Consider the following 24,257-nt stretch of genomic DNA (forward strand, 5'->3'; position numbering starts at 1 on the left):
GCTCGCCACACAGTTACTCGGCCAACCGGCGGTTCAGTTGGTGCCGCCAGCGCACATACAGCAGCGCCGTGCAAAACACTGCCAGGCTGGCCAGCATCTCCAGCACCCCGAACCACTGCCGGTTCGGGTCATACGCTGCCAGCGCGCCCTTGATGAAATACAGGTTCACCACAAAGCACATCCACGAATGCCCGCGCGCACTGCCGATGATCATCCCCGGCGCGAGCACCAGCAGAGGTACCAGCTCGATCAGCAGGATCACCCACGGACGCGCGCCGTGCAGGTCGGCGACGAACAGGTAGTACCCACATAACAAACCCACCAGGCCGAAAAACGCCAGCAGGCTTAACGCGCGTGCAGCCTTGACCCGTGGCTCCAGCCACGCTTGCGGCGGTAGAACCTTAGGCTTCCTGGCCACGGCCGTTCTCCAGCAGCGTGGCGGTCTTGGCCAGGCGCAGGCCCAGGGCCCGGCACAGGGTGATTTCATGCGGGTCGAGCAGGCGTTTGCCATCCGGGCCGGCATGGTGGCTGGCGCCATACGGCGTGCCGCCGCCCTGGGTGTCGAGCAGTGCCTGCTCGCTGTAGGGCAGGCCAGTGATCAGCATGCCGTGGTGCAGCAGCGGCAGCAGCATCGACATCAGCGTGGTTTCCTGGCCGCCATGCAGGCTGGCGGTGGAGGTGAACACCCCGGCCGGTTTGCCGACGAGCGCGCCGGTCAGCCACAGGTTGCTGGTGCCGTCGATGAAGTACTTCAACGGCGCGGCCATGTTGCCGAAGCGCGTCGGGCTGCCCAGGGCCAGGCCCGAGCAGTTCTTCAAGTCATCGAGGCTGGCATACAGCGCGCCTTCATCCGGGATGCTCGGCGCCACGGCTTTGCACTCGGTGGAGATCGCCGGCACGGTGCGCAGTCGCGCTTCCATCCCGCCTTGCTCGATACCACGGGCAATCTGCCGAGCCATTTCGCTCACCGAGCCATTGCGGCTGTAATACAACACCAGCACATACGGCGACGTCACGGCAGGATCTCCAGCACGTTCTCTGGCGGACGGCCAATGATGGCTTTATCGGCGGTTTCCAGGATCGGGCGTTCCATCAGCTTGGGGTGTTCGGCGATGGCGGCAATCAGTTGCGCTTCGCTGAGGCTGGCATCGGCCAGGTTGAGGGCCTTGTATTCGTCTTCGCCGGTGCGCAGCAGTTGGCGGGCGCTGATGCCCAGCTTGGCCAGCAGTGCCTTCAATTGCGCGGCATTCAGCGGGGTTTCCAGGTAGCGCACCACGGTAGGGGCGAGGCCGCGGGCTTCCAGCAGTTCGAGCGCACCGCGGGATTTCGAGCAGCGCGGGTTGTGATAAAGCGTCAGATCGGTCATGTGCGGGTCGCATCTTGCGTAAGGTGGCGGGTATTCTACCTGCGCTGTGGCCCGTCCTTAAACCGTAAGAGGCGATAGGTCGCAACCAACGTTCATTTTTGCGAAGGATTACCCCATGACAAGGCGACTGATCGGTGCATTGGCGATCATCACAACCCTGCTGCTCAGCGGCTGCGGCAATGACTACGGCGTTGACCAATACGGCCAGAAGGTCGCGTCCGAGCGCCTGGACAAACAGTGGCTGGTGGTCAACTACTGGGCGGAATGGTGTGGCCCGTGCCGTACGGAAATCCCTGAGCTCAACGCCCTGGCGGAACAGTTGAAGGGGCAGGGCGTGGGGGTGTTCGGGGTTAACTTCGACAATGTGCAGGGAGAGGAGCTGAAAGAAGCCAGCGACAAGCTGGGGATCAAGTTCACGGTGCTGGCGCAGAACCCGGATGGAATTTTCGATATTCCGCGCAGCGAGGCATTGCCGGTGACCTACATCATCGATGACAAGGGCAAGGTGCGTGAGCAGTTGATGGGTGAGCAGACGGCGGAAGGGGTGTTGGCCAAGCTCAAGGCCTTGCGCGGCTAGAGTATTGCCCCCGATCAAATGTGGGAGGGGGCTTGCCCCGATAGCGGTGTGTCAGCCGACACACCTGCCAACCATGCCACCGCCATCGAAGCCTCGCTAAAGCTCGACATCTCCCACAGGGGCCCAGCGGTGCCCACGAGATCTACAGCTGAGCAACTTCCCACCTGCCAACCCATCTCATTATTTAAATCTCACCAACCTGCAGATCGGTGGAATCAGCCCTCTTCGAGCCACAGGCGAATCGGCTTGCCTTCGGCCGGCCAGAAGCGCGTCTGTTCGATCGGTGAGATGTCCCAGCGCTGTACGCCTTGCAGGGCCTGGAAGAAGCGCTGTTCCTGCTCCATCAAGGCCTCGGCGCAGAGCTTGCGGGTGCTGCCGATCTTGCCGAAGCTGAGCTTCTCGCCCTCGACGGTGTACGGCGCGAACCAGTGGTTGCAACCGCCATTGCCGTAGGCGCGCCCATCGGCGCCGAGGGTGACGGTCAGGTGTGCGTAATCCATCAACGGCCGCTCACCAATCCACTCCACCACGTAGCTGTGATCCTGCTTGAGCTTGACCGCATCACCGGCGCAGCCACCCAAGGCCGCACCGGCGGCGGCGAGCAGAAGCAGGCCTTTCATTGCCCGGCCTTCTGGCATTTCGGGCAACGGTGCTTGGCGCCTTCGCTGGCCCAGCCCAACTCGGCAATGCGCGCGTTGGCGGCCGGTTGCAGCGGCTCTTTGGTCAGCTTGGTTTCCACCGCGAATTCAAACTCCAGCACAGCGTCGCAGCTGTCGCAGTTGACCTTCCAGGTGTGAATCTCCAGCTCGCCGAACTTCGGCCCCAGGGCCATGGCGACCCACTGGCCCGCCGGGCGGATGGAGTAGCGTGCGTCACCTTCGACGGTGAGTCGCATCGACAGGGTTTTACTGCCGCGCAGGGTGACGATCAGCACGTCGCCATGCTTGATCGAACCACCGTTGCCGGTGACCTGGTAACGGCCCGGCACCAGGGCGCGGCATTCGATCAGGGTGTGTTGCGGGCTCAGCAAGCTGAAGCGGAAATCGTGTTCGGCCATGGATCCTCCAAATAGGCGCGGCATCCTATCACGGGTGCCGGCCCATCATGACCCTGGTATGTGACCGCTGATCATCCTTCGACGAGGTTCTGCGCCCGGCCATCGGCCCATGCCGCAATATTGGCCAACGTGGTGCCGGCAATCGCCGCCAACGCCTCGCGGGTGAGGAACGCCTGGTGCGCGGTGATGATCACGTTGGGGAAGGTCAGCAGGCGCGCGAGTACGTCGTCCTGCAACGGTAGGTCCGAGCGGTCCTCAAAAAACAGCTGGGCTTCTTCCTCATACACATCCAGCCCCAGGTAGCCGAGTTGGCCGTCCTTGAGTGCTTCGATCAGCGCCGGCGTGTCGACCAGGCCGCCGCGACCGGTGTTGATCAGCATGGCGCCGGGCTGCATCTGCGCCAGGGAGCGCGCATTGATCAGGTGCTTGCTGTCGGCGGTCAGCGGGCAGTGCAGGCTGATGATCTGCGCCTGGGCCAACAGCTCCGGCAGGCTTACATAGCGCGCCCCGAGGGCCTGGACCTGCGGATTGGGGAAGGGGTCGTAGGCGAGCAGCTGGCAGCCGAAGCCCGCCATGATCTTGGCGAACGTGGCGCCGATCTGGCCGGTGCCGACCACGCCGACGGTCTTGCCCACCAGGTCGAAACCGGTAAGGCCATGCAGGCTGAAATCGCCGTCGCGGGTGCGGTTGTAGGCACGGTGCAGGCGGCGGTTGAGGGCGAGGACCAGGGCCACCGCATGTTCGGCAACCGCGTGGGGCGAATAGGCCGGGACACGCACGATGGTCAGGCCCAGGCGTTGGGCGGCAGGCAGGTCCACATGGTTGTAACCGGCCGAACGCAACGCGATCAACCGCGTGCCGCCCTTGGCCAGGTGTTCCAGCACCGGGGCACTGAGGTCATCGTTGATAAAGGCGCAGACCACCTCGTGGTGTTCTGCCAGGGCGACGGTGTCGAGGTTGAGCCGAGCGGGTTGGAATTGCAGTTCCAGGCCCTCTGGTAGCGGCTCGCCGAGGAAGCTGTCGCGGTCATAGGTTTGGCTGCTGAAAAGAATCACGCGCATTAAACATGCTCCCTGCCATTTATCAGTTGATCAGTGCCCATAAAAACAGGCTCAGGCACTGACCCGCGCTTCACTGGCCAGCCTGGCGATGGCCATGTCCAGTTCGTCCAATGCGTGCATGGCCTTGGCGTCGTCCTGCTTGAGCAGGGTTTCGGCCCGTTGGCAGGCGGCGCGCAGTTGCGGCACGCCACAGTAGCGGGTGGCGCCGTGCAGGCGGTGGACGCGCTCGATCAGGGCCAGGTTGTCTTTGGCGTCGCGGGCGACCTGAATGGCCTGCCGGTCGGCTTCCAGGGAGGCCAGCAGCATGGCGAGCATGTCGGCGGCCAGATCGGTCTTGCCAGCGGCCAGGCGCAGGCCTTCCTCGTGGTCCAGCACCGGCAATTGCACGCCCGGGCCGAGGCCTTCGACGGCGCGCTCCGGCACTTGGTTGCGCAGGGCCAGGCCGGTCCATTTCAGTACCACTTGGGCCAGTTGCCGTTCGCTGATGGGTTTGGTCAGGTAATCGTCCATACCGCTTTGCAGCAAGGCACGCTTTTCGTTGGCCATGGCGTGGGCGGTGAGGGCGACCACCGGCAACGGCGTGCCATGGCGCTCGCTTTCCCACTGGCGGATCGCCTCGGTGCTCTGGCGCCCGTCCATGCCGGGCATTTGTACGTCCATCAGCACCAGGTCGAAGGTGTCCTGTTTCACCGCGTCGACCGCCGCGTAGCCGCTTTCCACTGCACGGACCTGCGCGCCCATGTCTTCCAGCAGGGTTTGCACCAACAGCAGGTTCGCCGGATTGTCGTCGACACACAGCACACGCGGCGCACGGCTGGACAGCGGCTCGCCCGGCTCACTGCGCGACGGGCGCGGGCTGATCAGGTCGGACAGGGCGCGGCGCAGCTTACGTGTACACGCCGGCTTGGCCTGCAACTGGCTGTTGGGGTTGGGCACCGACTCGTTGAACAGCATCTGTTCGGTGGTGGGGCAGAGCACCAGCACCTTGCAGCCCAGGTGTTCGAGGTCCCATAGATGTTGGTTGAGGCGCTCGGGCGGGATGTCGTTGGCGGTGACGCCGAGTACGGCCAGGTCGATGGCCTGCTCGGTCTGGTGAGCGCTGGTGATGCCGTTGGTCAGGCTTTCCAGGGTATTGAACGGCGTGACTTCCAGGCCGCAGTCTTCCAATTGGTGCTGCAGGGCCTGACGCGCCAGTTCGTGATTTTCCAGCACCGCCACGCGATGGCCCAGCAGCGGCGCGCAGGGCAGGTCTTCGACGTCGTCGCGGGTCTTGGGCAGGTTCAGGCTGATCCAGAACTCAGAGCCTTCGCCCGGCGTGCTGTCGACGCCGATTTCGCCGCCCATTTGCTCGATCAGGCGCTTGGAAATCACCAGGCCCAGCCCCGTGCCGCCGGGTTGGCGCGACAGCGAGTTATCGGCTTGGCTGAACGCCTGGAACAACGCACGCACATCCTGGCTGGACAGGCCGATCCCGGTGTCCTGCACGCTGATGCGCAGTTGCACGTTGTCTTCCTGTTCGTCCTCGACCATCGCTCGGGCGACGATGGTGCCTTCGCGGGTGAACTTGATCGCATTGCTGATCAGGTTGGTCAGGATCTGCTTGAGCCGCAGCGGGTCGCCCACCAGCGCCAGCGGCGTGTCGCGGTAGACCAGGCTTACCAGTTCCAGCTGCTTGGCATGGGCAGCGGGGGCGAGAATGGTGAGGGTGTCTTGCAGCAAATCCCGCAGGTTGAAGGGGATGCTGTCGAGTACCAGTTTGCCGGCCTCGATCTTCGAGAAGTCGAGGATCTCGTTGATGATGCCCAGCAAGTTGTCGGCGGATTTTTCGATGGTGCCCAGGTAGTCCAGCTGGCGCGGGGTCAGCTCGCTTTTTTGCAGCAGGTGGGTAAAACCGAGGATGCCGTTGAGTGGCGTGCGGATTTCATGGCTCATGTTCGCCAGGAATTCGGACTTGATGCGGCTGGCCTCCAGGGCTTCCTTGCGCGCCAAGTCCAGCTCGATGTTCTGGATTTCGATGGTTTCCAGGTTCTGGCGCACGTCCTCGGTGGCCTGGTCGATGCTGTGCTGCAATTCTTCCTGGGCGTTTTGCAGGGTTTCGGCCATGCGGTTGATACCGGAGGCGAGTTGGTCCAGCTCCTGGCTGCCGAGTGCCGGCAGACGGGTTTCCAGGTTGCCGTCCTTGAGTTGGGCGACCGCTTGCTTGATCAGGCCAATCGGCGAATTGATCGTTCGGCTGATGCGCAGGGCGAGGGCTGCGGTGAAGATCAGGCCGATGGCAATCAGCAGCAGGCTGGCGAACAGGCTGCGATAGCCGCGCAGCAACATGCCGTTGTGGGACAGTTCCACCTCGACCCAGCCGAGCAGGCGGTCGGCTTCATCGGGGATCAGGTCGCCAGCGAGGTTGCGATGGCGGCCAAATACCGGCAGCAGGTAACGCGTGGCGTCGTTGCCGGTGCGCTGCAGCAGGTGGGAACTGTTGCCGACCGGCGGTTGGTTGAGCATGGTCGGCCCGGCGTGCGCGAGGGGTGTGCGGTCCGGCGCGAGGAACGCCACGGTGCGCACGTCGGGCTGCTCCAGGGATTGGGTGGCAATACGCTCCAGGAGGTCGGTGTTCTTGCTGCTCAGGGCCGGGGCCACCAGGGGCGCCAGCTGCTCGGCGATCATTTCGCCGCGTTGCAGCAGTTGGGCCTGCAACTCCGAGAGCTGCATCCAGGTGAAATAACCCCCCAACAACAACGCCATCAGGCTGGTCGGTAATAAGGTCAGCAACAGTACGCGGCCTTTTATCCCCATTCTTCTAAGCACGCCACTCTCCTGCTACCACACTGATATCAATCTTCCACGCCGGCATCCGGCCCGCGCCACCTGCGCAGTGTAGCCATTTGCGCGGTCTGGAATCTTGCAAATTAATGACAGGCGTCAATCTTCGGGCTATTTGGCGCCCCGGGGGCGACTGGCTGTGGCGAGGTTATCTTGAATAATCACGCATGGAGAATGCGTGTTTTGAAAGCGATTGGCGTGCGTATCGGTGCTTGTACTGACCTTCAAGCGCGGCGCTGTTTGCGCTTCTTCCATTGGTGCGCGACCCACCAGCGCCAATAGCCCATGGTCAGGCAATAGGCCAGGGCGCCCAACACCAGCCCCAATACCACCGAACCCAAGAGGAAGGGTTGCCACAGCGTGCTCAACTGGCCGCTGATCCATTCCCAGGTCAGGTCATCGGGCAGGCTGCGCGGCGGGACATTCATCAGCCAGGCGCCGGTCATATAGGTGCAAAGGAACACCACCGGCATGGTGATGGGGTTGGTCAGCCAGACCAGGCTGACGGCGATGGGCATATTGCCGCGCACGGTGATTGCCAGTACCGCCGCCAAGAGCATCTGCAACGGGATCGGGATGAAAGCCGCGAACAGACCCACCGCCATGGCGCGTGCCACTGAGTGCCGATTCAGATGCCAGAGGTTCGGATCATGCAGCAATGTGCCAAGAAACTGTAAAGACTTGTGTTCCCTGATACTGGTGGGGTCGGGCATGTACCGTTTGAATAAGCGCCGAGGCATAAGGGGTCCAGGTCAGTTCGAGGGGCAAGTATGCCCGCATTCTATAAACAGAAAATTCAGACTTTGTGACAAAACATCATAGGCCACGCTGGGCACCCGGCTAAGACTGAGTGGATCACTTGAAAAGGAGGGTTCATGAGGACAGGGATGTTCGCGCTGGCGCTGGGGTTGCTTGCCCTGCGCTTTCTACCTGGGTTGCCGACGACCGGGTGGCTGCTGGCCATGCTGGTGCTGGCATTGATGTTATTGCCCTTTCGCACGTTTCCATTGGCATTTTTCCTGCTGGGCTTGAGTTGGGGGTGCATCAGCGCACAGTGGGCGCTGGATGATCGACTGCGCCCGCAGCTTGATGGCCAGACGCGATGGCTGGAAGGCCGTGTCACCGGGTTGCCGCAGCAGACGGATACGGGCGTGCGTTTCGAGCTGACCGACAGCCGCGCGCGCAAAGCCCGGTTGCCCAAGCGCATCCGTGTGTCCTGGCACGGCGGTCCGCCGGTCCGCAGTGGCGAGCGCTGGCGTCTGGCTGTAACGCTCAAGCGGCCGTCCGGGCTGCTGAATTTTCATGGTTTTGATCAGGAAGCGTGGCTGCTGGCCCAGCGTGTGGGCGCCACCGGCACGGTGAAGGATGGTGAGCGCCTGGCGCCGGCTCGTCATGCCTGGCGTGACACTGTCCGCCAACGCCTGATGGCGGTGGACGCCCAAGGCCGCGAGGCGGGCCTGGCGGCCTTGGTATTGGGAGATGGCTCCGGGCTGGCAGCCGAGGATTGGCAGGTGCTGCAGGACACCGGCACGGTGCACCTGCTGGTGATTTCCGGCCAGCACATTGGTTTGCTGGCGGGGTTGATCTACGGGTTGATCGCGCTCTTGGCACGCTACGGTTACTGGCCCCGTAGCTGGCCGTGGCTGCCGTGGGCGTGTGGCCTGGCGTTCGCCGCTGCATTGGGGTACGGCCTGCTGGCAGGGTTTGGTGTGCCCGTGCAGCGCGCCTGCGTGATGGTGGGGTTAATGCTGCTGTGGCGTTTGCGCTTCCGCCATCTGGGGTTTTGGTGGCCGTTGTTGCTGGCGCTCAATGGCGTGCTGATCCTGGAACCATTGGCCAGCTTGCAGGCAGGGTTCTGGCTGTCGTTTACGGCGGTCGCGGTGTTGGTCCTGGCATTGGGTGGGCGTCTGGGGCCTTGGAGTGTCTGGCAGGCATGGACACGCCCTCAGTGGTTGATTGCCATTGGTCTGTTTCCGGTGTTACTGGTACTCGGTTTGCCCGTCAGCGTCACTGCGCCGCTGGCCAATCTGATTGCCGTACCGTGGGTCAGCCTGGTGGTGTTGCCGCTGGCGTTGCTGGGCAGCGTATTGCTGCCGCTGCCGTACCTGGGCGAGGGCATGTTGTGGCTGGCGGGTGGGGCGCTTGACGGGTTGTTCCAGGGCTTGGCGTGGCTCGCCGGGATAATGCCCGCCTGGATACCGGCCGAGGTGCCGGTGGGGTACTGGCTGATCAGCCTGATCGGCGCGGTGCTGGTTTTGCTGCCCAAAGGCGTGCCGTTTCGGCTGCTGGGCTGGCCGCTGCTGTTGTTGGCGGTATTTCCTCCGCGCGAGCCGGTGCCCCATGGGCGGGTGGAAGTGGTGCAATTGGATGTTGGGCAAGGGCAGGCATTGATCCTGCGCACCCGCCATCACACGTTGCTCTACGATGCCGGGCCGCGTTCGGGGACGGCGGACCTCGGTGCGCGCGTGGTATTGCCGGCGTTGAAAAAGCTCGGCATCGGGGCGCTGGACATGATGTTACTCAGCCATGCCGACGCCGATCATGCCGGTGGGGCGACGGCGGTTGCCCGAGGGGTGCCGATCCGGCGTGTCGTGGGCGGTGAAACCGAGGGGTTGCCGGCGTTTCTCGGAACCCAGCCCTGTATCAGCGGTGAGCGGTGGGTGTGGGACGGCGTGTCATTCGAACTGTGGCAGTGGCCTGACGCGACTGATGGCAACCCTAAGTCCTGTGTTCTGCAGGTCGAGGCCAATGGCGAGCGGCTGCTGCTCACCGGGGATATTGATCGGGCGGCCGAGCGGGCATTTCTCGCCTCATCGTTGGCCGTGCGCACCGATTGGCTGCAATCGCCTCACCATGGCAGTCGCAGTTCGTCGTCATGGCCTTTTCTACAGCGCTTGGCACCCACGTCGGTGCTGATTTCCCGGGGCCGTGGCAATGCGTTCGGCCATCCTCACCCGCAGGTGGTGGAGCGTTATTGGACACTGGGCAGCCAGATCTACGACAGTGCCGAGCAGGGGGCGGTGCGCGTGCAATTGGGGTCTTTCAAGCCACCGACTGTTGCGCGTAGTCAACGCCGTTTTTGGCGCGAAGCGTTACCTTAATCCAGCTTTGCTGAAGGCCGCAGCCCAAGACAGGCGCGTCTGTGGTCGACGAGCCCCGCCGCCGAACCTATATGGTAAAGTGGCGCACTTTTTCGAGGGGACATTCACTGTGTGGGAATTGGTCAAATCTGGCGGCTGGATGATGTTGCCGATCATCTTGAGCTCCATCGCCGCACTCGGCATCGTTGCCGAACGTTTGTGGACCCTGCGTGCCAGCCGCGTTACCCCCGAGCATCTGCTGGGGCAGGTCTGGGGCTGGATCAAGAACAAGCAGTTGGACAAGGAAAAGCTCAAGGAACTGCGCGCCAATTCGCCGTTGGGTGAAATCCTCGCCGCGGGCCTGGCCAACTCCAAGCATGGTCGCGAGATCATGAAAGAGTGCATCGAAGAGGCAGCCGCCCGGGTCATTCATGAACTGGAGCGCTATATCAACGCACTCGGCACCATCGCCGCCATGGCGCCGCTGCTAGGTTTGCTGGGGACGGTGCTGGGCATGATCGATATTTTCAGCTCGTTCATGGGGTCGGGCATGACCACCAACGCGGCCGTGTTGGCCGGCGGCATCTCCAAGGCCCTGATTACGACGGCGGCGGGCCTGATGGTCGGTATTCCGTCGGTGTTCTTCCACCGCTTCCTGCAACGGCGCATCGATGAGCTGGTGGTCGGCATGGAGCAGGAAGCCATCAAGCTGGTGGAGGTGGTTCAGGGCGACCGTGATGTGGACCTGGTTGGGGACAAAGCGTGAAATTTCGCCGCAAGCAACGGGAAAATGTCGATATCAACCTCGCGTCGTTGATCGACGTGGTGTTTATCCTGCTGCTGTTTTTTGTCGTCACCACCACCTTCACCCGGCAGACCGAGTTGCGCGTCGACTTGCCGGAAGCCGTCAGTGGTTCGCCGGCCGAAGACCAGGAAGTCAAGCAACTGGACATCGCCATCAGCGCTGACGGAGCTTTTTCGGTGAATAACCAGTTGCTGGAGAAAAACGACCTCGCCAGCCTGATCGTTGCCCTGGAGAAAGAGTCCGGCGGCGATACCAAGATGCCGTTGTCCATCAGCGCCGATGGCAAGACCCAGCACCAGGCCGTGATCACCGCGATGGACGCCGCCGGCAAGCTCGGTTTCAGCCATTTGCGCATGAGTACTGTCGAGGCGGCGAGCCAACCCTGATGGCCATGTCCGATCGTTTGCTCAAGGCCTGGTACGAGGGCCATCCGGCGCTCGCGTTGTTGCGGCCACTGGAGTCTTTGTATCGCCGGGTGGTGCAGCGCAAACGTGCGCGGTTCCTGGCAGGAGAGGGCGAGATCTATCAATCGCCGGTGCCGGTGGTGGTGGTCGGTAATATCACCGTGGGCGGCACCGGCAAGACGCCGTTGATCCTGTGGTTGATCGAACACTGTCGGCGCAGTGGCCTGCGGGTAGGTGTGGTCAGCCGCGGCTATGGCGCCAAGCCGCCGCAGTTGCCATGGCGTGTCGAGGCCAGCCATAGCGCTGCTGTGGCAGGTGACGAGCCTTTGCTGATCGTGCAGCGCTGCGGCGTGCCCCTGATGATCGATCCCGACCGCAGTCGCGCGGTGAAGGCCTTGCTCGCCAGCGAGGCCCTCGACCTGATCCTCTCCGACGACGGCCTGCAACACTACCGCCTGGCCCGTGACCTCGAACTGGTGTTGATCGACGCCGCCCGTGGCCTGGGCAACCGCCGGTGCCTGCCGGCTGGGCCGTTGCGCGAACCGGTTGAGCGTTTGCGCAGTGTTGATGCGCTGCTCTACAACGGTGCCGGCTCGGATCGCGACGATGGCTTTGCGTTTCGCCTGCAACCCACCGCGCTCGTCAACCTGCACAGCGGCGAGCGCAAGTCGGTGGTGCACTTTGCGGCGGGGCAGCAGGTACATGCGGTCGCCGGTATCGGCAACCCGCAACGTTTCTTCAACACCCTCGAAACGCTACACTGGCAGCCGATTCCCCATGCTTTTGCCGACCATGCGCCGTACAGCGCCGAGGTCTTGAATTTTACGCCGTCATTGCCGCTGGTCATGACCGAGAAGGACGCGGTGAAGTGCCGCGCCTTTGCCCAGCCCGACTGGTGGTACCTTGCGGTGGATGCGGTGCCGTCGCCGGCGTTCGTCGCCTGGTTCGACACGCAGCTGATGCGCTTGTTACCCGCCCGTCTCTTGCCTTAAAACGCTTCTTTCCAGGAAACACTCATGGACACCAAACTGCTCGACATCCTCGCTTGCCCGATCTGCAAAGGCCCGCTCAAGCTCAGCGCCGATAAAACCGAGCTGATCAGCAAGGGCGCCGGCCTGGCTTACCCCATCCGTGACGGCATTCCGGTGATGCTGGAAAGCGAGGCCCGTACCCTGACCACCGATGAGCGTCTGGATAAATGACCACCGCCTTTACCGTTGTCATTCCTTCGCGCTACGCCTCGACCCGCCTGCCGGGCAAGCCGCTGCAATTGATCGGCGGCAAGCCGATGATCCAGCTGGTGTGGGAGCAGGCCTGCAAAAGCAGCGCTGAACGTGTCGTGGTGGCCACGGATGACCCGCGCATCATCGATGCCTGCAAAGGGTTTGGCGCCGAGGCGGTGCTGACCCGTGAAGATCATAACTCCGGCACTGATCGCCTGGCCGAAGTGGCCACGAAGTTGGGCCTGGCGCCCGACGCCATCGTGGTCAACGTGCAAGGTGACGAACCGTTGATCCCGCCGAGCGTGATCGACCAGGTGGCCGCCAACCTGGCCGCCCATGGTGAAGCGAGTATGGCGACCCTGGCCGAGCCGATTGAAGACATCGACACCCTGTTTAACCCGAACGTGGTCAAGGTGGTCAGTGATGTCAACGGCCTGGCGCTGACCTTCAGCCGTTCGACCTTGCCCTGGGCGCGCGACGCCTTCGCCAAGCACCCTGACGTGTTGCCAGAAGGTGTGCCTTACCGCCGCCATATCGGCATCTATGCCTACCGTGCCGGTTTTCTGCATGACTTCGTCAGTTGGGGCCCATGCTGGCTGGAAAACACCGAATCCCTGGAGCAGCTGCGTGCCCTCTGGCACGGCGTGCGTATCCATGTGGGTGACGCTCTGGAAGCGCCGCCTGCGGGTGTCGACACGCCGGAAGATCTTGAGCGCGTCCGTCGCCTGTTGGGGGCCTGATGGAGGTTCTGTTTGTCTGCCTGGGCAACATCTGCCGCTCGCCCACCGCTGAAGGTGTACTGCGCCATAAATTGCGCGAGGCCGGGTTGGCGGGGCAGGTCGAGGTGGCGTCCGCCGGCACTGGCGAGTGGCATATCGGCAACCCACCGGACCAACGCAGCCAGCGTGCGGCGTTGGTGCGCGGTTATGACTTGTCGGGCCAGCGTGCCCAGCAGGTCTCCCGCGCCGACTTTGCGCGCTATGACCTGATCCTGGCGATGGACAACAGCAACCTGCGCAATCTAAAGGCCATGCAGCCCGGCCAGGGCAAGGCGGAGCTGGACCTGTTTCTGCGCCGCTACGACGCTGAAGTGGACGAGGTGCCAGATCCCTACTACGAAGGCGAACAAGGCTTCGAACGGGTCCTGGACCTGATCGAGCAGGCGTGTGATTTATTGGTGATCGAATTGAAGGGGCGGTTATGACCTTGCAAGTGCTGGCGCAGGTGTCGCTCAAGCCATTCAACAGCTTTGGCATTGATGTGCGTGCCCAACTCTTCGCCGAAGCTCACAGCGACGCCGATGTGCGCGAGGCGCTGGCCTATGCGTCGACCCAGGCGTTGCCCTTGCTGGTGATCGGCGGTGGCAGCAACTTGCTGCTGACCCAGGACATCCCTGCTTTGGTGTTGCGCATGGCCACCCAGGGCATTCGGGTGCTGCAGGATGATGGTGTGCAGGTGGTGGTCGAAGCCGAAGCCGGCGAAGCCTGGCACCCGTTTGTACTGTGGACCCTGGAACAGGGCTTCTGCGGCCTGGAAAACCTCAGCCTGATCCCCGGCACCGTCGGTGCTGCACCCATGCAGAACATCGGTGCCTACGGTGTTGAGATCAAAGACGTATTTGCCGGCTTGACCGCCCTGGATCGCCAGACGGGCGAACTGCGCGACTTCAGCCTCGAAGAATGCAACTTTGCCTACCGTGACAGCCTGTTCAAGCACGAAACCGGGCGCTGGCTGATCCTGCGGGTACGCTTCGCCCTGAGCCGTGCCAGCCATCTCAAGCTCGACTACGGCCCAGTGCAGCAGCGCCTGGCGGGGCAGGGGATCACTGAGGCGACACCGAGCGATGTCAGTCGCGCGATTTGCAGCATCCGTAGCGAAAAATTGCCCGACCCGGCAGTGCTGGGCAATGCCGGCAGCTTCTTCAAGAATCCGCTGGTCTCCAGGGCCCTGGCTGAAGAGTTACAGACACAGTATCCGGACCTGGTGGCCTACCCGCAGGCGGATGGGCAGATGAAGCTGGCCGCTGGCTGGCTGATCGACAAGGCTGGCTGGAAGGGCTTTCGAGACGGCGATGCGGGCGTTCATGCCCTGCAGGCGTTGGTGCTGGTCAACTATGGCGGGGCCACGGGGCACGATATTGCCAACCTGGCCCAGCGTATCCAGCGCGACATCGCCCAGCGTTTCAAGGTCGAGCTGGAAATGGAACCCAATCAGTACTGAAACCCTGAAAACAAAAATGCCCCGCATCTTTCGATACGGGGCATTTTTTATGCAGCGAGGAATCAGTCGTCGCGGCTCATGATGCCGAAGATCTGCAACAGGCTGATAAACAGGTTGTAGATCGACACATACAGGCTGACAGTCGCCATGATGTAGTTGCGTTCACCGCCGTGGATGATGGCGCTGGTCTGGAACAGGATGCACACGGAGGAGAACAGCACAAAACCCGCGCTGATCGCCAGTTGCAGGCCGCTGATCTGGAAGAACATGCCCGCAACCACTGCCGCCAGCAACACGAAGAAGCCTGCGGTGATGAAACCGCCCAGGAAGCTCATGTCCTTGCGGGTGATCAGCACGTAGGCCGACAGGCCACCAAACACCAGGGCCGTCATGGCAAATGCCGAGCTGACCACTTCCGCACCGCCGGCCATGCCGAGGTAACGGTTGAGGATCGGGCCGAGGATAAAGCCCATGAAACCGGTTAAGGCAAACGCCGACACCAGGCCCCAGGCCGAGTCACGCAGCTTGTTGGTCAGGAAGAACAGGCCATAGAAGCCGATCAGCACGACAAAGATATTCGGGTAGCCGACGTGCATCTGCTGGGCCACGAACGCCATTACGCCGCTGAATGCGAGGGTAAGGGCGAGCAGGCCATAGGTATTGCGCAACACGCGGCTGACTTCAAGCTGCTCAGCCTGCGCGTTACCATTCACTGCGTAATTCTGTTCGCGCATGGCGACACTCCTTCGGTTTTGAAACGTTCAGTCGCAAAGATCATAACAGACGCTCTGTAACAAGCTATGGCGAGAGTTTGACAGTGTGTTTCATTCGGGTATTATGGCGCCCGCTGAGACAGGATGGGCTAGCATAATCCTGTGACGCACAAGGGAAATTGGCAGAGTGGTTGAATGCACCGGTCTTGAAAACCGGCGAACGTTAATAGCGTTCCCAGGGTTCGAATCCCTGGTTTCCCGCCAAGATTCAAACGAAAGCCTCGCGAAAGCGGGGCTTTTGTGTTTCTGGGGTTTGATAACACCGGCTTCTTAAAGGCTGATCGTTTCCGCATCATTACAATCAGGATGCATGCGCAGCTCGGTGCCACAGTAATTGTCCTACCAAATTTGTGACTTTTCTGACGACCTTTTACTCGTCATCTGTTTGTTTTTTTACTATTATCGTCCATCTGCGCACTCAAGGAAGAGAGGCTGAGCGCCTTGAGGCTGGTAGAAAATTTACACTCGATCATTGAGTGAGTTATTACTTTTACCCAGAACCTAACGACTCAGCCAACCATAATTACTTCTTGGTGAAACCGATGGATAAAATGTGTGGCATCGTTGTAGTGGTAGGACTTGCCCTCTCGGGATGCGCTACGAAAACTCCAGAAAAACCTCAAGTGCCCCCACCTCCTGCCGTCGTCCAGCAAGCACCAGCGGAAGTCGCACCTGCGACGCCAGAAAAATGGTCTGTGCGATACGAGGCTGCACCTGAACACGCCAGTGCTGAGGCCCCAACTCCTGCCTCTCCAGAAGCCGCTGAGCCTGAATCAGAAAAAAACTTAAACCAAAATCGCGCTGAGCAATGCCGTAAAGAGCTGGATGTCTTAAAGGTTTACAACAAAGCGTCTTACACTAAATACGAGACGGAATACCAAGCCATTGCTGCCAAGACTGCCAAATACATGGAAGTTAAAGACTCACTAGGTCCCGATTTAAACTACATGGTTATGCCCGCTTATCAATTTCAAATTCGTGAATTCTGTTTCCGAGTTAAGACCCGTCTGTCGCAGCTTGTGCTTCGCCAAGCCAAATAATGACCCCGCGTTAGGGTGCGTCTTTTGCCAGTTAAGGAAACGCCGAAAAAGACTTCCATCTCTGATGAAATACTCGCCTCACGCGAATTTGCATAGCGGCCTTGAAAACCGGCGAACGTTAATAGCGTTCCCAGGGCTCGAATCCCTGCATCCCGCCAAGATTCCAACGAAAGCCTCGCGAAAGCGGGGCTTTTGCGTTTCCGGTTTCTCCATAGTTAGATAGCCTATTTTCTTAATACCCGTGGAGGAGGGCGCCAGAGTAAGGCCGACTGAGCGCGCTCTTTGCGGTCTCGTACAATGTTGCCGTTTGCCCCATTTATCTAGCGCCTATGCGTCAAGCCATCTCAAGGATCGAGCCCGTGATCAACTCTCCCGAAAAAATCATATTTTTGCCCGGCGCTTCCGGTAACACGCAGTTCTGGCGTCCAGTGTGTGAACTTCTCAGGATTAGAGCTCAGAGGCTTCATGTCGGATGGCCCGGCTTCGGTGATATGCCGCCAATCCCTTCCGTCGCCAGCATGGATGATTTGGTAGCTCGCGTAGTCGCTGAAATAGACCGGCCAACCGCTTTAGTCGCGCAATCCATGGGCGGCATTGTCGCTATGCGCGTAGCGCTTGAGAACCCTGACTTGATCACCCATCTTGTCCTGACTGTCACCTCTGGCGGTGTGGATATGTCCGACCTGGGTGCGCACGATTGGCGCGAGGAGTTCGCCGCAAATTATCCGGAGTTACCCCGTTGGTTCCTCGACGATCGCACCGATCTCACCCACCGACTGCTCGAGTTGCACATGCCCGTATTGCTCATCTGGGGGGATTGCGACCCCATTAGTCCGGTCGGTGTTGGCCAGCGATTGATGCAACTCCTTCCCTCAGCAGAAATACATGTGCTCCCCGGCGGCGGTCATGACCTGGGCTTTACCCACCCCGTAGAAGTGGCGGGGTTGATCGATAAACATCTGGCTCATGGGCTGCCTGAGCCGTCACCAATTTTGACATAAGCGGCGTACTACACGTCGTTGGGTGTAATCCTTTTCCCCCCAATTCAGCGGAACAAAAATCGGATTTCGACATCATTTACAAAAATTGCGCATTTGTAGAGGTTTTATGTCAGCCAAAGACGATTTGATTGAATGGAGCAGCCGATGGCAAATCTCTAAGGACATTATTTCATGCAAGAAATGCCAGGCGCGGCAGTCAGAAAGTCAGGGAAGGGATGAATTCGTACACTCTCCAAGCTGTGCTTTACACGGACAACCGCATACGCCGTGGGAAGAGCTGCAAGCCATTGCGAAAAGACTCCAGAACTCCTGAACTCAACGCGATGGCTCCGGCAGCTCATGCGAGCGGCGACCTCAATGTCTCGGCTTACGAATCAAGGCTCATGCAGTGATGTCGCAATGAAATCACTGCAATTAAGATGTTCCATGGTTGTACAAACGTCCTACTCCGGGTTGTGAGAACTCCATGAATATCCCTTGCCGCCGGGTGCGCCAGTCAGTCCTCTAACGCCGGCCTGGCGAAGATGCAGGAAACCCGCATTACTATTCGTCTTGGAAGATATCAACCGCAATGTGACCGAGATTCGCAACAGCAGTGTTGCGCTGATGGAGGGCATAGAGGACAACGCGGTGACAGCGCAGGAGCTTTTGTTGCTGACGGGGGAGTTGCGTACTGTTGTTTCGCGTTTCCAGCTATAAGGCGACGCAGAGCAGGCTTCAATTTATTAGCTGCGCCGCCCTTTGGCGGCACCGGCTGATCTGGGGTGTCGCGATAGGGCCGGGCAACCCCTACAGCTAAGCCATTACTGAGCATGTGCCTGGTCGGTGCTGGCTGAAACTGCAGGAGTGGTCGTTTGCTCCCGGCCCTACGTCCTGAATCGCAGAACCAAATCGTTCAGGTTGACGGCCAAGCGTGACAGCTCATTGCTTGCAGTCAACGTCTGGCGGGTTCCCTCGCTGCTCTGAACGGCAAGGTCGCGGATACTTATCAGGCTGCGATCAACGTCACGGGCCACGTGCGCCTGTTCCTCGGATGCCGTTGCAATCTGGATATTGCGATCATTGATTTCGAGTACTGAGTCTATGATTTGGCGAAGCGATTGGCCTGCCTGCTCTGCGGTATCACGCGTACTGTAAACCTCCGATGTACTCTTCTGCATCGATGCTACTGCGGCGGAAGAGCCTGCTTGAATTGTCGCGATCATCTGTTCGATTTCTTGAGTTGAAGTCTGGGTGCGGTGCGCCAGCGCCCGAACTTCATCTGCGACCACCGCAAACCCACGACCCTGTTCGCCTGCGCGTGCCGCTTCAATCGCCGCGTTCAATGCCAGCAAGTTGGTCTGTTCAGCAATAGCCCGGATGACGCTGAGCACTTTGCTGATGTCTTGCGCCTGACCTGCGAGCTCTTTTACCTGGTCTGACGAAACTTCGACCAATCCTGTCAGGCCCCTCATGGCAGTCAGGGTTTCGGTGACTTTTTTGTTGCCAAGATCGGCGGCCAGGCTGGACTGCATGGCGGCTTCCGAAGTGGAGTTGGCATTGCGGGCAACCTCTTCCACGGCAACGCTCATCTCGGTGACTGCGGTGGCGGCTTGCTCTATTTCGCTGTTTTGCTGTTGTAATGTGCGATCCGCACTTTCTGTGATCGAGGTCATTTCAACGGCAGCAGTACTCAACTGAGCAGACGCTCCTGAGATTTCCAGGATCGTGTGCCGGAGGTTTTTCTGCATCCTGTTCAGTGCATGCATCAAGCGCGATGCTTCATCCGAACCCGTGACTTCAAGGTCATGGGTAAGGTCGCCTGCGGCAATATCTTCTGCCAACTTCAGAGAGGCACTGATAGGGGTCACAATACTTTTAGTAAACAAGGTGGCCAGAATCAGGGTGAGCGCAAACGCTACAACCAGTACGGCTATCAGTACGTTGACGCTATGGTTATATACGTCTGCCGCATCTTGGCCAGACACCGTGGCCTGACGTGCATTTTGCTCGCGCAGAATAGTCAGCTGGTCTTGATAGGCGCTGGCCCGCTGTGCCTGCTCTGTGTTCGCGTAAGTGACTGCTTGTTCATGGTCAGGTACATCGAGGGCGAGTACTTTTCTCAGTCCATCAATGTAGCTGTTCATTGCTTGGGTGACCTTCTCAAATTGTATTTTATCCTGCTCCCCAGCTATCAAGTTGTCGCGATAAAACGCTGTCTTCGATTGGAGTGTGCCCACGGCCTCCTCGACCTTTGACAGCGACGCATCATGCACTTCTTTGGTGGTACTTGAGAGCATGCGGATACTCTCAAGACGGGCATGCAGAAGGGCGATTTGAATATCGTCAATTACCTGGATGCTGGGCAGTGAATTCAGCTCGATGTTCTGTTCGGCAGTGCGCAGATGGCCGATTTGCAAATACGAGAAGCCTGCCAGGCTGATCAGCAACAGTGTGATTAAGCCAAAGCAGACGAAAGCTCTGCGCGCGATATTCAAGGATCTTAGTGTCATATAGGCCTCCGAGGGCCGAGGTGTCAGGGGAGTGGCCCCCTGCGTCAGTCTGTTGGTCGCAAGCAAAAGCAGCCTTTCAGGCGGCACATTGGCGCTCCATTGCATCCTGGCGGCGATATGTACATTGAGGAATTCAAAAAAATGAATCGAGATGATAGGCGCGCTAAATAATTGCGCACTTAAAAATAAGGCTCAAAGAAATTTTCAGCCGCGCCCTGATGTATCCGTCTGCGTGCGGCGCGCTCAAGCGCCTTGAGCAAACTCTACAGCTGCAGTAATGGCTGCACGGGCTTGGGGGCTGTTCTTCCAGCACGTCGAACCGAGCGCCGCAGATGCTTGAGACAGGATTTCACCCACCTTTGACTGGGCGAGGTCGGGCAGCGATTCGATCCCCATCTGCTCCAACCGACTAACGACAGTGGGGCCTACGCCTTTGAGCGCAAGCAAAGCGTTTCTCTCTTCCAATGAGAATGGCATCTGCAAAATCCGTTTTTCAATGAGTTGATCGGCCCTGAATAGACGGCCATACCTGCCCCCGCCGCCCTTGCAGCTGATATCAAAGGCAGTGACCCATGGCTCAGCAGAAAAGCTGAGCCACCGAAAGCAGGCAAATCACCTGTGCAAAAATCTGAGCTCTGATGGGATGTTTCATCTGCGCGATCCTCCTGTACAGCTGCGTGTGAGAGTGCCGTGCGCGATGTAGATCCTCCCTGGATCGCCAACAACACTCGCAACTGTTCCATGGAGTATAGGCCCTGAAACGAATCTTTCACGATTCGGCCAATTCATTCCCCGGTAGGCTCTGTTTACAACTATCTGCCCAGCCCATCGCACTTTTTTTCATTTTCCCAATCTATGGTTGTCCCAGCCCCTTCGATTTCCCGCGTGGGCAAAAGAATCAGATCGGGTGCCGATGGATCGCACGTTACTTTTATTCAAGACTCGACGCATGCGCCTGCCACTGTGGCTGGCCCTGGTGTTAATGCTCTGCGCCAGTGGGTGCACCCAGCAACAGGGCCGGGACATCGTCAAGCAGTTCAGCAATGGCAAGCCCGATGAGTTCTTCCAGACCAGTGTCGATCGCATGGCGACCCTGGGCATGCGCGACAACTTGCAGAGCCTGTATTTGCTCATGAACAAGCTCTACCTGCGCAACCCCAACCAGTGGCGCCAGTCGGGTTACCCGGATGCGGTAAGCGCTGCGCGGGAGATTCGTCAGGCGATCGAGCAGCGTCGCTCCCTGCCAGCCCTCGGAGACCGTCGCGACCTCGCCGCGTTGAGCTACTCCCTGAGCCCCGAGTTCAAAGGCGACCGGGTCGGCGCCTTCATTTATGCCATCGGCAGCATGATAGTGACCGCCCACGGTGGGCGCACTGAGTTCTACATCAGCGACTCGATCAACCCGCAGTTCGTCAGCAATGCCGCGCGCAATATTGAAAAAGCCACCTGGTTGCTCAGCAAGCGCCAGGACGCAAATGGCGTCTTGCTGTTGTTTTCCAACGAAATATCGGAGGAGGGCAGCAACCTGAGTTTCGCCGTCGAGTTCGGCAAGATTGTCGCGCGTCTTGACCTGCTGACCCAGATGCTCGATGAACGCTACCGCCGTATTGGGCTTAACTATGCACAAAGCCTGTTGTTGATGAATTTCCTGCCGGTGCAGTGAGGCATTTCGTCGGCAGGCACTTAAGCCGCGCTGCCGGTGGCCGATGCAGTGGCAACACGTGTCATCCGCTGCAGCGTTCATTCCGTTGGGCTCTTTGATTTGAGGAGAGCGTTATCAAATATCTAACAGCCGAAGAGTTGGACGCCATCACGGAGATTGAGACTACGTCCAACATTTTGCGACTTACCACGCGTTTGACCGGAATGCGTTTCTCCGCCATTTCCAAGATGACTGACAGTCACTGGGTGGCCTGTGCCGTGCATGACGAATTGCAATTCGGTCTGGAGGCGGGCGACGAGTTGCTGGTGGAAGCCACGCTATGCAACCAGGCTCGCGCCAATCGCAAGTCGATCATCATTGAGCACGCCAGCAAGGATCCGGTGTTCTGGGAACATCCGCTGCCCAAGGCACATGGATTTGAGAGTTACATCTCGTTGCCCATAGTGTTCTCGGATGGCACCGTTTTCGGCACCTTGTGCGCGCTGGATGTGTTGCCCAGGAGCCTTGAAAACCCGCAAATGTTTGAAATTCTGAGCATATTTACGCGGCTTATCGGCACCACATTGGAGTTACAGCGCAATAGAGTCTGAGCCAGGTCTTCTTAAGTGTTGGATTTTGGCCGTTCGGTGTGCTGTTTCTCTTTTGACTGTAGGACGCGGCCTATCCTGCATTCCGATACTTGAAACACCCGTCTTTGCGCAATAGCCTCGGATTTTTCTGAAAAAACGAGGCCCTACCTTGGGTAAGCGAAAAACGGCTTGGCCGACGGACCGCGAAATACGCCTGCGCTTTATCCTCTTCGCTGTGATTGACGCCGCCAGCGTTCAGGGCGTTCCCTCCGAGCTGTTGCTGCCAGCGCACAAACTGCTGCGTGACTCGCCGACAGAGGCGCAGTTGCTCGGTGCCCTGGATGAGATTCTCGCCACTGATGAAATGTACGGGTTCAGGCTGCCACCGGGCTCTGAGGCCGCTGAGTTGATGCAGTCGTTAGGGAAACCCGATGGCTAGGGGGCAGCCGTTAGACCGTTTATTTCCTTACGATTGGACGCTAGTCCTGGATCGAATATCCATCACGCCGATTGGCGCCAGGTAGCGGACATCAACAACGCAATAGCTTCGAAATCCTCGTCATAACGCCTGTCATCGCTGTTTTGTTCGACTAAGCGTCCCTGCGAACATCCATTCCTGCTGCTCCTTCGTCGTCTTGCGCAGACCTCCGGCATCTCTAGAATCGGCGCCAGAACTTAGCCATTTCCTGTCGATTACGGAGTTTCGAACATGATGAATGCAATGCAGATGCCGATGAACACCGCCATGCCAATGATGCCGATGATGGGCATGCCGATGATGATGGCCACCATGAAATGCGAAATGGCCGCTGACGCCATGATGTGCACCATGAAGCCGGCCGCTGGCATGGATATGGCTCAGTTCAAGACCAACGCCGAAATGATGGCGATGATGATGAACTGCGGCATGCCGATGATGATGCAGTGCGCCAATATGTCGATGATGTGCATGTCGGCCGACGCCATGGCGATGATGACCGGCATGAACATGATGCCGATGATGGGCATGCCGATGCCCATGATGAAGTGCGTCATGGAATGCACCATGATGGCCGACAGCATGATGTGCAAAATGATGCCGATGCCAGGCATGAGCATGGACATGATGAACAACTGCTGCATGCTCATGAACAAAATGATGAACGACTGCGCCATGCCCATGATGATGAGCTGCAACGGCATGCCGATGATGTGCTGCACCTGCTGACAGGTCCCGCGCGATAAAAAAACGCCCCGATAAGTCGGGGCGTTTTTTTTTGCCGCAATTAATCCAGCCGCTCGGGGTAGGTGATCACCAGGAACGCCACGGCTTCGCTGTCCGCCGGGTTGCGGTAGCGATGGGGCTGGTCGGCGTAGAACAGGATCGAATCGCCGGTAGACAGCAAGTAGCGTTCGTCATTGACGCTGACTTCCAGCACGCCTTGGGCCACCACCAGGTTTTCCTGGATACCCGGTCCGTGGCCTTTGGACACTTCCTCGCCAAGCGCACGCAGGCGAATCTCGTAGAATTCGGATTGGCGTGCCGTATCGTAGGGAAACAAGGCACGGCTGATAAACGCGCCATCGGCACTCACCAGGCGTTTGCTCTGCTGCGCCGGCAACACCTCAACCCCTTCGAACGCACGGTCTTCCAGGAACGCCGCCACCGACACCTTCAGGCCCTTGGCAATTTTGCACAGCACCTTGATCGACGGCACGCTGCGCCCGGATTCGATCTGCGCCAGCATTGCCCGGCTCACGCCACAGACGCGTGCCAAGGCGTCCAATGACAGGTGCCGTTTGCTGCGCAGGCGTTGCAGGTTATGCGCCACGCACAGGCTGATCACATCGTCATCGGTGTTGGGTTTGGGCAGCGGTTCGGGCGGTTCGGGAATCACCTGCAGGAAATTCATTGGCCTACGCCCGACGTGTATCGCTGGGCGTTGCGGCGTGGGTGGTAAACACCGCCAACCCTGCGCGCGCCGCGTACATCGCCCACATCAACTCGGCCGTTGCACGTGCCTGGCGGCGTTTGCGATGGAGGGTAAAGTCGATGACGGTGGCGGATGCAGGCATGGAGGCGATCTCGTAGGTGACTCGATGGCTCCACAGTAATGCGTGCTGGTT

The 24,257-nt window shown here is 59.7% G+C and carries 29 protein-coding genes and 1 tRNA gene; 17 read left to right on the forward strand and 13 right to left on the reverse strand.

The features are described 5' to 3' along the window. Positions 1–13 precede the first annotated feature (13 nt). Genes AD670_RS04035 through arsC form a run of 3 tightly spaced genes read right to left on the reverse strand, consistent with a single transcriptional unit; the run spans position 14 to position 1,366 of the window. On the reverse strand, positions 14–418 hold the full coding sequence (locus tag AD670_RS04035) for a DUF2069 domain-containing protein (RefSeq protein ID WP_053128533.1): 405 nt from the start codon (positions 416–418) through the stop codon (positions 14–16). Next, the gene (gene wrbA, locus AD670_RS04040) at positions 402–1,016 is read right to left on the reverse strand and encodes an NAD(P)H:quinone oxidoreductase (protein WP_053128534.1); all 615 of its coding nucleotides are present in this window, start codon (positions 1,014–1,016) and stop codon (positions 402–404) included. The genes AD670_RS04035 and wrbA overlap by 17 nt, the downstream gene beginning before the upstream one ends. Beyond that, entirely contained in the window at positions 1,013–1,366 is a 354-nt protein-coding gene (arsC, locus tag AD670_RS04045; RefSeq protein ID WP_053128537.1) for an arsenate reductase (glutaredoxin), read from the reverse strand. The genes wrbA and arsC overlap by 4 nt, the downstream gene beginning before the upstream one ends. A gap of 115 nt (positions 1,367–1,481) precedes the next feature. Between arsC and AD670_RS04050 the strand changes: the two genes are divergently transcribed. Next, positions 1,482–1,943: a TlpA disulfide reductase family protein gene (locus AD670_RS04050; RefSeq protein ID WP_053128539.1), complete on the forward strand. Its 462-nt coding sequence runs from the start codon at positions 1,482–1,484 to the stop codon at positions 1,941–1,943. Between the two features lie 215 nt (positions 1,944–2,158). Here the strand turns inward: AD670_RS04050 and AD670_RS04055 are convergent, their stop codons facing one another. The 5 genes from AD670_RS04055 to AD670_RS04075 form a co-directional block, all read right to left on the reverse strand. After that, positions 2,159–2,563, reverse strand: coding sequence for an META domain-containing protein (locus tag AD670_RS04055; RefSeq protein WP_053128541.1), 405 nt, complete (start codon positions 2,561–2,563; stop codon positions 2,159–2,161). Continuing rightward, on the reverse strand, positions 2,560–3,000 hold the full coding sequence (locus AD670_RS04060; protein ID WP_053128543.1) for a hypothetical protein: 441 nt from the start codon (positions 2,998–3,000) through the stop codon (positions 2,560–2,562). The genes AD670_RS04055 and AD670_RS04060 overlap by 4 nt, the downstream gene beginning before the upstream one ends. 71 nt (positions 3,001–3,071) lie before the next feature. Beyond that, positions 3,072–4,061 (reverse strand): 2-hydroxyacid dehydrogenase, encoded by a 990-nt coding sequence (locus AD670_RS04065; protein ID WP_053128545.1) that lies wholly within the window; start codon positions 4,059–4,061, stop codon positions 3,072–3,074. A 51-nt stretch (positions 4,062–4,112) separates the two neighbouring features. Further along, the gene (locus AD670_RS04070) at positions 4,113–6,866 is read right to left on the reverse strand and encodes a response regulator (protein ID WP_053128547.1); all 2,754 of its coding nucleotides are present in this window, start codon (positions 6,864–6,866) and stop codon (positions 4,113–4,115) included. Positions 6,867–7,105: 239 nt separating this feature from the next. Next, positions 7,106–7,621: a DUF2062 domain-containing protein gene (locus AD670_RS04075; RefSeq protein ID WP_053128548.1), complete on the reverse strand. Its 516-nt coding sequence runs from the start codon at positions 7,619–7,621 to the stop codon at positions 7,106–7,108. Positions 7,622–7,756: 135 nt separating this feature from the next. Between AD670_RS04075 and AD670_RS04080 the strand changes: the two genes are divergently transcribed. From AD670_RS04080 to murB, 8 genes are all read left to right on the forward strand, one after another. Then, positions 7,757–9,982: a DNA internalization-related competence protein ComEC/Rec2 gene (locus tag AD670_RS04080; protein ID WP_256243861.1), complete on the forward strand. Its 2,226-nt coding sequence runs from the start codon at positions 7,757–7,759 to the stop codon at positions 9,980–9,982. 109 nt (positions 9,983–10,091) lie between these two features. Continuing rightward, complete coding sequence (locus AD670_RS04085) at positions 10,092–10,727, forward strand: MotA/TolQ/ExbB proton channel family protein (RefSeq protein ID WP_053128550.1); 636 nt, start codon at positions 10,092–10,094, stop codon at positions 10,725–10,727. After that, positions 10,724–11,152, forward strand: coding sequence for a biopolymer transporter ExbD (locus tag AD670_RS04090; protein ID WP_053128551.1), 429 nt, complete (start codon positions 10,724–10,726; stop codon positions 11,150–11,152). Before AD670_RS04085 ends, AD670_RS04090 begins: the two co-directional genes overlap by 4 nt. Then, the gene (lpxK, locus tag AD670_RS04095; protein ID WP_053128552.1) at positions 11,152–12,162 is read left to right on the forward strand and encodes a tetraacyldisaccharide 4'-kinase; all 1,011 of its coding nucleotides are present in this window, start codon (positions 11,152–11,154) and stop codon (positions 12,160–12,162) included. The genes AD670_RS04090 and lpxK overlap by 1 nt, the downstream gene beginning before the upstream one ends. 24 nt (positions 12,163–12,186) lie before the next feature. Beyond that, positions 12,187–12,372: a Trm112 family protein gene (locus tag AD670_RS04100; RefSeq protein WP_003174668.1), complete on the forward strand. Its 186-nt coding sequence runs from the start codon at positions 12,187–12,189 to the stop codon at positions 12,370–12,372. Next, complete coding sequence (gene kdsB, locus AD670_RS04105) at positions 12,369–13,133, forward strand: 3-deoxy-manno-octulosonate cytidylyltransferase (RefSeq protein ID WP_053128554.1); 765 nt, start codon at positions 12,369–12,371, stop codon at positions 13,131–13,133. The genes AD670_RS04100 and kdsB overlap by 4 nt, the downstream gene beginning before the upstream one ends. Then, on the forward strand, positions 13,133–13,597 hold the full coding sequence (locus tag AD670_RS04110) for a low molecular weight protein-tyrosine-phosphatase (RefSeq protein WP_053128556.1): 465 nt from the start codon (positions 13,133–13,135) through the stop codon (positions 13,595–13,597). Before kdsB ends, AD670_RS04110 begins: the two co-directional genes overlap by 1 nt. Then, positions 13,594–14,613, forward strand: coding sequence for a UDP-N-acetylmuramate dehydrogenase (gene murB / locus AD670_RS04115; protein WP_053128558.1), 1,020 nt, complete (start codon positions 13,594–13,596; stop codon positions 14,611–14,613). Before AD670_RS04110 ends, murB begins: the two co-directional genes overlap by 4 nt. A 62-nt stretch (positions 14,614–14,675) precedes the next feature. On the opposite strand, the gene AD670_RS04120 is transcribed toward murB, so the two are convergent. Further along, complete coding sequence (locus tag AD670_RS04120) at positions 14,676–15,347, reverse strand: Bax inhibitor-1/YccA family protein (protein WP_048728419.1); 672 nt, start codon at positions 15,345–15,347, stop codon at positions 14,676–14,678. Positions 15,348–15,499: 152 nt separating this feature from the next. Between AD670_RS04120 and AD670_RS04125 the strand changes: the two genes are divergently transcribed. The 4 genes from AD670_RS04125 (at position 15,500) to AD670_RS30540 (ending at position 18,126) form a co-directional block, all read left to right on the forward strand. Continuing rightward, a tRNA-Ser gene (locus AD670_RS04125) sits at positions 15,500–15,590 on the forward strand. Positions 15,591–15,862: 272 nt separating this feature from the next. Continuing rightward, the gene (locus AD670_RS31855; protein ID WP_256243862.1) at positions 15,863–16,426 is read left to right on the forward strand and encodes a hypothetical protein; all 564 of its coding nucleotides are present in this window, start codon (positions 15,863–15,865) and stop codon (positions 16,424–16,426) included. A gap of 359 nt (positions 16,427–16,785) precedes the next feature. Beyond that, a complete protein-coding gene (locus AD670_RS04130) occupies positions 16,786–17,427 on the forward strand; it encodes an alpha/beta fold hydrolase (protein ID WP_156338094.1) in 642 nt (213 codons plus the stop codon). 552 nt (positions 17,428–17,979) lie between these two features. Further along, the gene (locus AD670_RS30540; protein WP_172681440.1) at positions 17,980–18,126 is read left to right on the forward strand and encodes a hypothetical protein; all 147 of its coding nucleotides are present in this window, start codon (positions 17,980–17,982) and stop codon (positions 18,124–18,126) included. Between the two features lie 167 nt (positions 18,127–18,293). Here AD670_RS30540 and AD670_RS04135 read toward each other — a convergent pair whose 3' ends face one another. Then, positions 18,294–19,919 carry a methyl-accepting chemotaxis protein gene (locus AD670_RS04135; protein ID WP_053128590.1) on the reverse strand — a complete coding sequence of 542 codons (1,626 nt, stop codon included), beginning with the start codon at positions 19,917–19,919 and terminating at the stop codon, positions 18,294–18,296. A gap of 243 nt (positions 19,920–20,162) precedes the next feature. Continuing rightward, the gene (locus AD670_RS04140; protein WP_053128562.1) at positions 20,163–20,396 is read right to left on the reverse strand and encodes a Pathogenicity locus; all 234 of its coding nucleotides are present in this window, start codon (positions 20,394–20,396) and stop codon (positions 20,163–20,165) included. A 436-nt stretch (positions 20,397–20,832) separates the two neighbouring features. On the opposite strand from AD670_RS04140, the gene AD670_RS04145 reads away from it, so the two are divergent. The 4 genes from AD670_RS04145 to AD670_RS31860 all read left to right on the forward strand — a co-directional run bounded on the left by AD670_RS04145 (position 20,833) and on the right by AD670_RS31860 (position 23,358). Then, positions 20,833–21,582, forward strand: a complete 750-nt coding sequence (locus AD670_RS04145) for a hypothetical protein (protein ID WP_053128564.1) — start codon at positions 20,833–20,835, stop codon at positions 21,580–21,582. A 113-nt stretch (positions 21,583–21,695) separates the two neighbouring features. Beyond that, positions 21,696–22,172, forward strand: a complete 477-nt coding sequence (locus tag AD670_RS04150; RefSeq protein ID WP_053128566.1) for a GAF domain-containing protein — start codon at positions 21,696–21,698, stop codon at positions 22,170–22,172. A gap of 148 nt (positions 22,173–22,320) precedes the next feature. After that, positions 22,321–22,590 (forward strand): hypothetical protein, encoded by a 270-nt coding sequence (locus tag AD670_RS04155; RefSeq protein WP_053128567.1) that lies wholly within the window; start codon positions 22,321–22,323, stop codon positions 22,588–22,590. A gap of 270 nt (positions 22,591–22,860) precedes the next feature. Next, a complete protein-coding gene (locus tag AD670_RS31860) occupies positions 22,861–23,358 on the forward strand; it encodes a hypothetical protein (RefSeq protein ID WP_082340902.1) in 498 nt (165 codons plus the stop codon). A 58-nt stretch (positions 23,359–23,416) separates the two neighbouring features. Here AD670_RS31860 and AD670_RS04165 read toward each other — a convergent pair whose 3' ends face one another. Together AD670_RS04165 and AD670_RS31605 are read right to left on the reverse strand one after the other, a co-directional pair. Further along, positions 23,417–24,043 (reverse strand): helix-turn-helix domain-containing protein, encoded by a 627-nt coding sequence (locus AD670_RS04165; RefSeq protein WP_053128569.1) that lies wholly within the window; start codon positions 24,041–24,043, stop codon positions 23,417–23,419. A 4-nt stretch (positions 24,044–24,047) separates the two neighbouring features. Next, positions 24,048–24,206, reverse strand: coding sequence for a hypothetical protein (locus AD670_RS31605; protein ID WP_172681441.1), 159 nt, complete (start codon positions 24,204–24,206; stop codon positions 24,048–24,050). Positions 24,207–24,257: the final 51 nt, after the last annotated feature.

Source organism: Pseudomonas sp. MIACH, assembly GCF_001269925.1.
Classification (GTDB): Bacteria; Pseudomonadota; Gammaproteobacteria; order Pseudomonadales; family Pseudomonadaceae; genus Aquipseudomonas.

Bases quoted from the DNA above. Each gene is read 5' to 3' on its own strand.
- arsC (WP_053128537.1), bottom strand. From the start codon at position 1,366: ATGACCGATCTGACGCTTTATCACAACCCGCGCTGCTCGAAATCCCGC.
- AD670_RS04050 (WP_053128539.1), top strand. From the start codon at position 1,482: ATGACAAGGCGACTGATCGGTGCATTGGCGATCATCACAACCCTGCTG.
- AD670_RS04055 (WP_053128541.1), bottom strand. From the start codon at position 2,563: ATGAAAGGCCTGCTTCTGCTCGCCGCCGCCGGTGCGGCCTTGGGTGGC.
- AD670_RS04060 (WP_053128543.1), bottom strand. From the start codon at position 3,000: ATGGCCGAACACGATTTCCGCTTCAGCTTGCTGAGCCCGCAACACACC.
- AD670_RS04065 (WP_053128545.1), bottom strand. From the start codon at position 4,061: ATGCGCGTGATTCTTTTCAGCAGCCAAACCTATGACCGCGACAGCTTC.
- AD670_RS04075 (WP_053128548.1), bottom strand. From the start codon at position 7,621: ATGCCTCGGCGCTTATTCAAACGGTACATGCCCGACCCCACCAGTATC.
- AD670_RS04080 (WP_256243861.1), top strand. From the start codon at position 7,757: ATGAGGACAGGGATGTTCGCGCTGGCGCTGGGGTTGCTTGCCCTGCGC.
- lpxK (WP_053128552.1), top strand. From the start codon at position 11,152: ATGGCCATGTCCGATCGTTTGCTCAAGGCCTGGTACGAGGGCCATCCG.
- AD670_RS04100 (WP_003174668.1), top strand. From the start codon at position 12,187: ATGGACACCAAACTGCTCGACATCCTCGCTTGCCCGATCTGCAAAGGC.
- kdsB (WP_053128554.1), top strand. From the start codon at position 12,369: ATGACCACCGCCTTTACCGTTGTCATTCCTTCGCGCTACGCCTCGACC.
- AD670_RS04110 (WP_053128556.1), top strand. From the start codon at position 13,133: ATGGAGGTTCTGTTTGTCTGCCTGGGCAACATCTGCCGCTCGCCCACC.
- murB (WP_053128558.1), top strand. From the start codon at position 13,594: ATGACCTTGCAAGTGCTGGCGCAGGTGTCGCTCAAGCCATTCAACAGC.
- AD670_RS04120 (WP_048728419.1), bottom strand. From the start codon at position 15,347: ATGCGCGAACAGAATTACGCAGTGAATGGTAACGCGCAGGCTGAGCAG.
- AD670_RS04135 (WP_053128590.1), bottom strand. From the start codon at position 19,919: ATGACACTAAGATCCTTGAATATCGCGCGCAGAGCTTTCGTCTGCTTT.
- AD670_RS04140 (WP_053128562.1), bottom strand. From the start codon at position 20,396: ATGCCATTCTCATTGGAAGAGAGAAACGCTTTGCTTGCGCTCAAAGGC.
- AD670_RS04145 (WP_053128564.1), top strand. From the start codon at position 20,833: ATGGATCGCACGTTACTTTTATTCAAGACTCGACGCATGCGCCTGCCA.
- AD670_RS31860 (WP_082340902.1), top strand. From the start codon at position 22,861: ATGATGAATGCAATGCAGATGCCGATGAACACCGCCATGCCAATGATG.
- AD670_RS04165 (WP_053128569.1), bottom strand. From the start codon at position 24,043: ATGAATTTCCTGCAGGTGATTCCCGAACCGCCCGAACCGCTGCCCAAA.
- AD670_RS31605 (WP_172681441.1), bottom strand. From the start codon at position 24,206: ATGCCTGCATCCGCCACCGTCATCGACTTTACCCTCCATCGCAAACGC.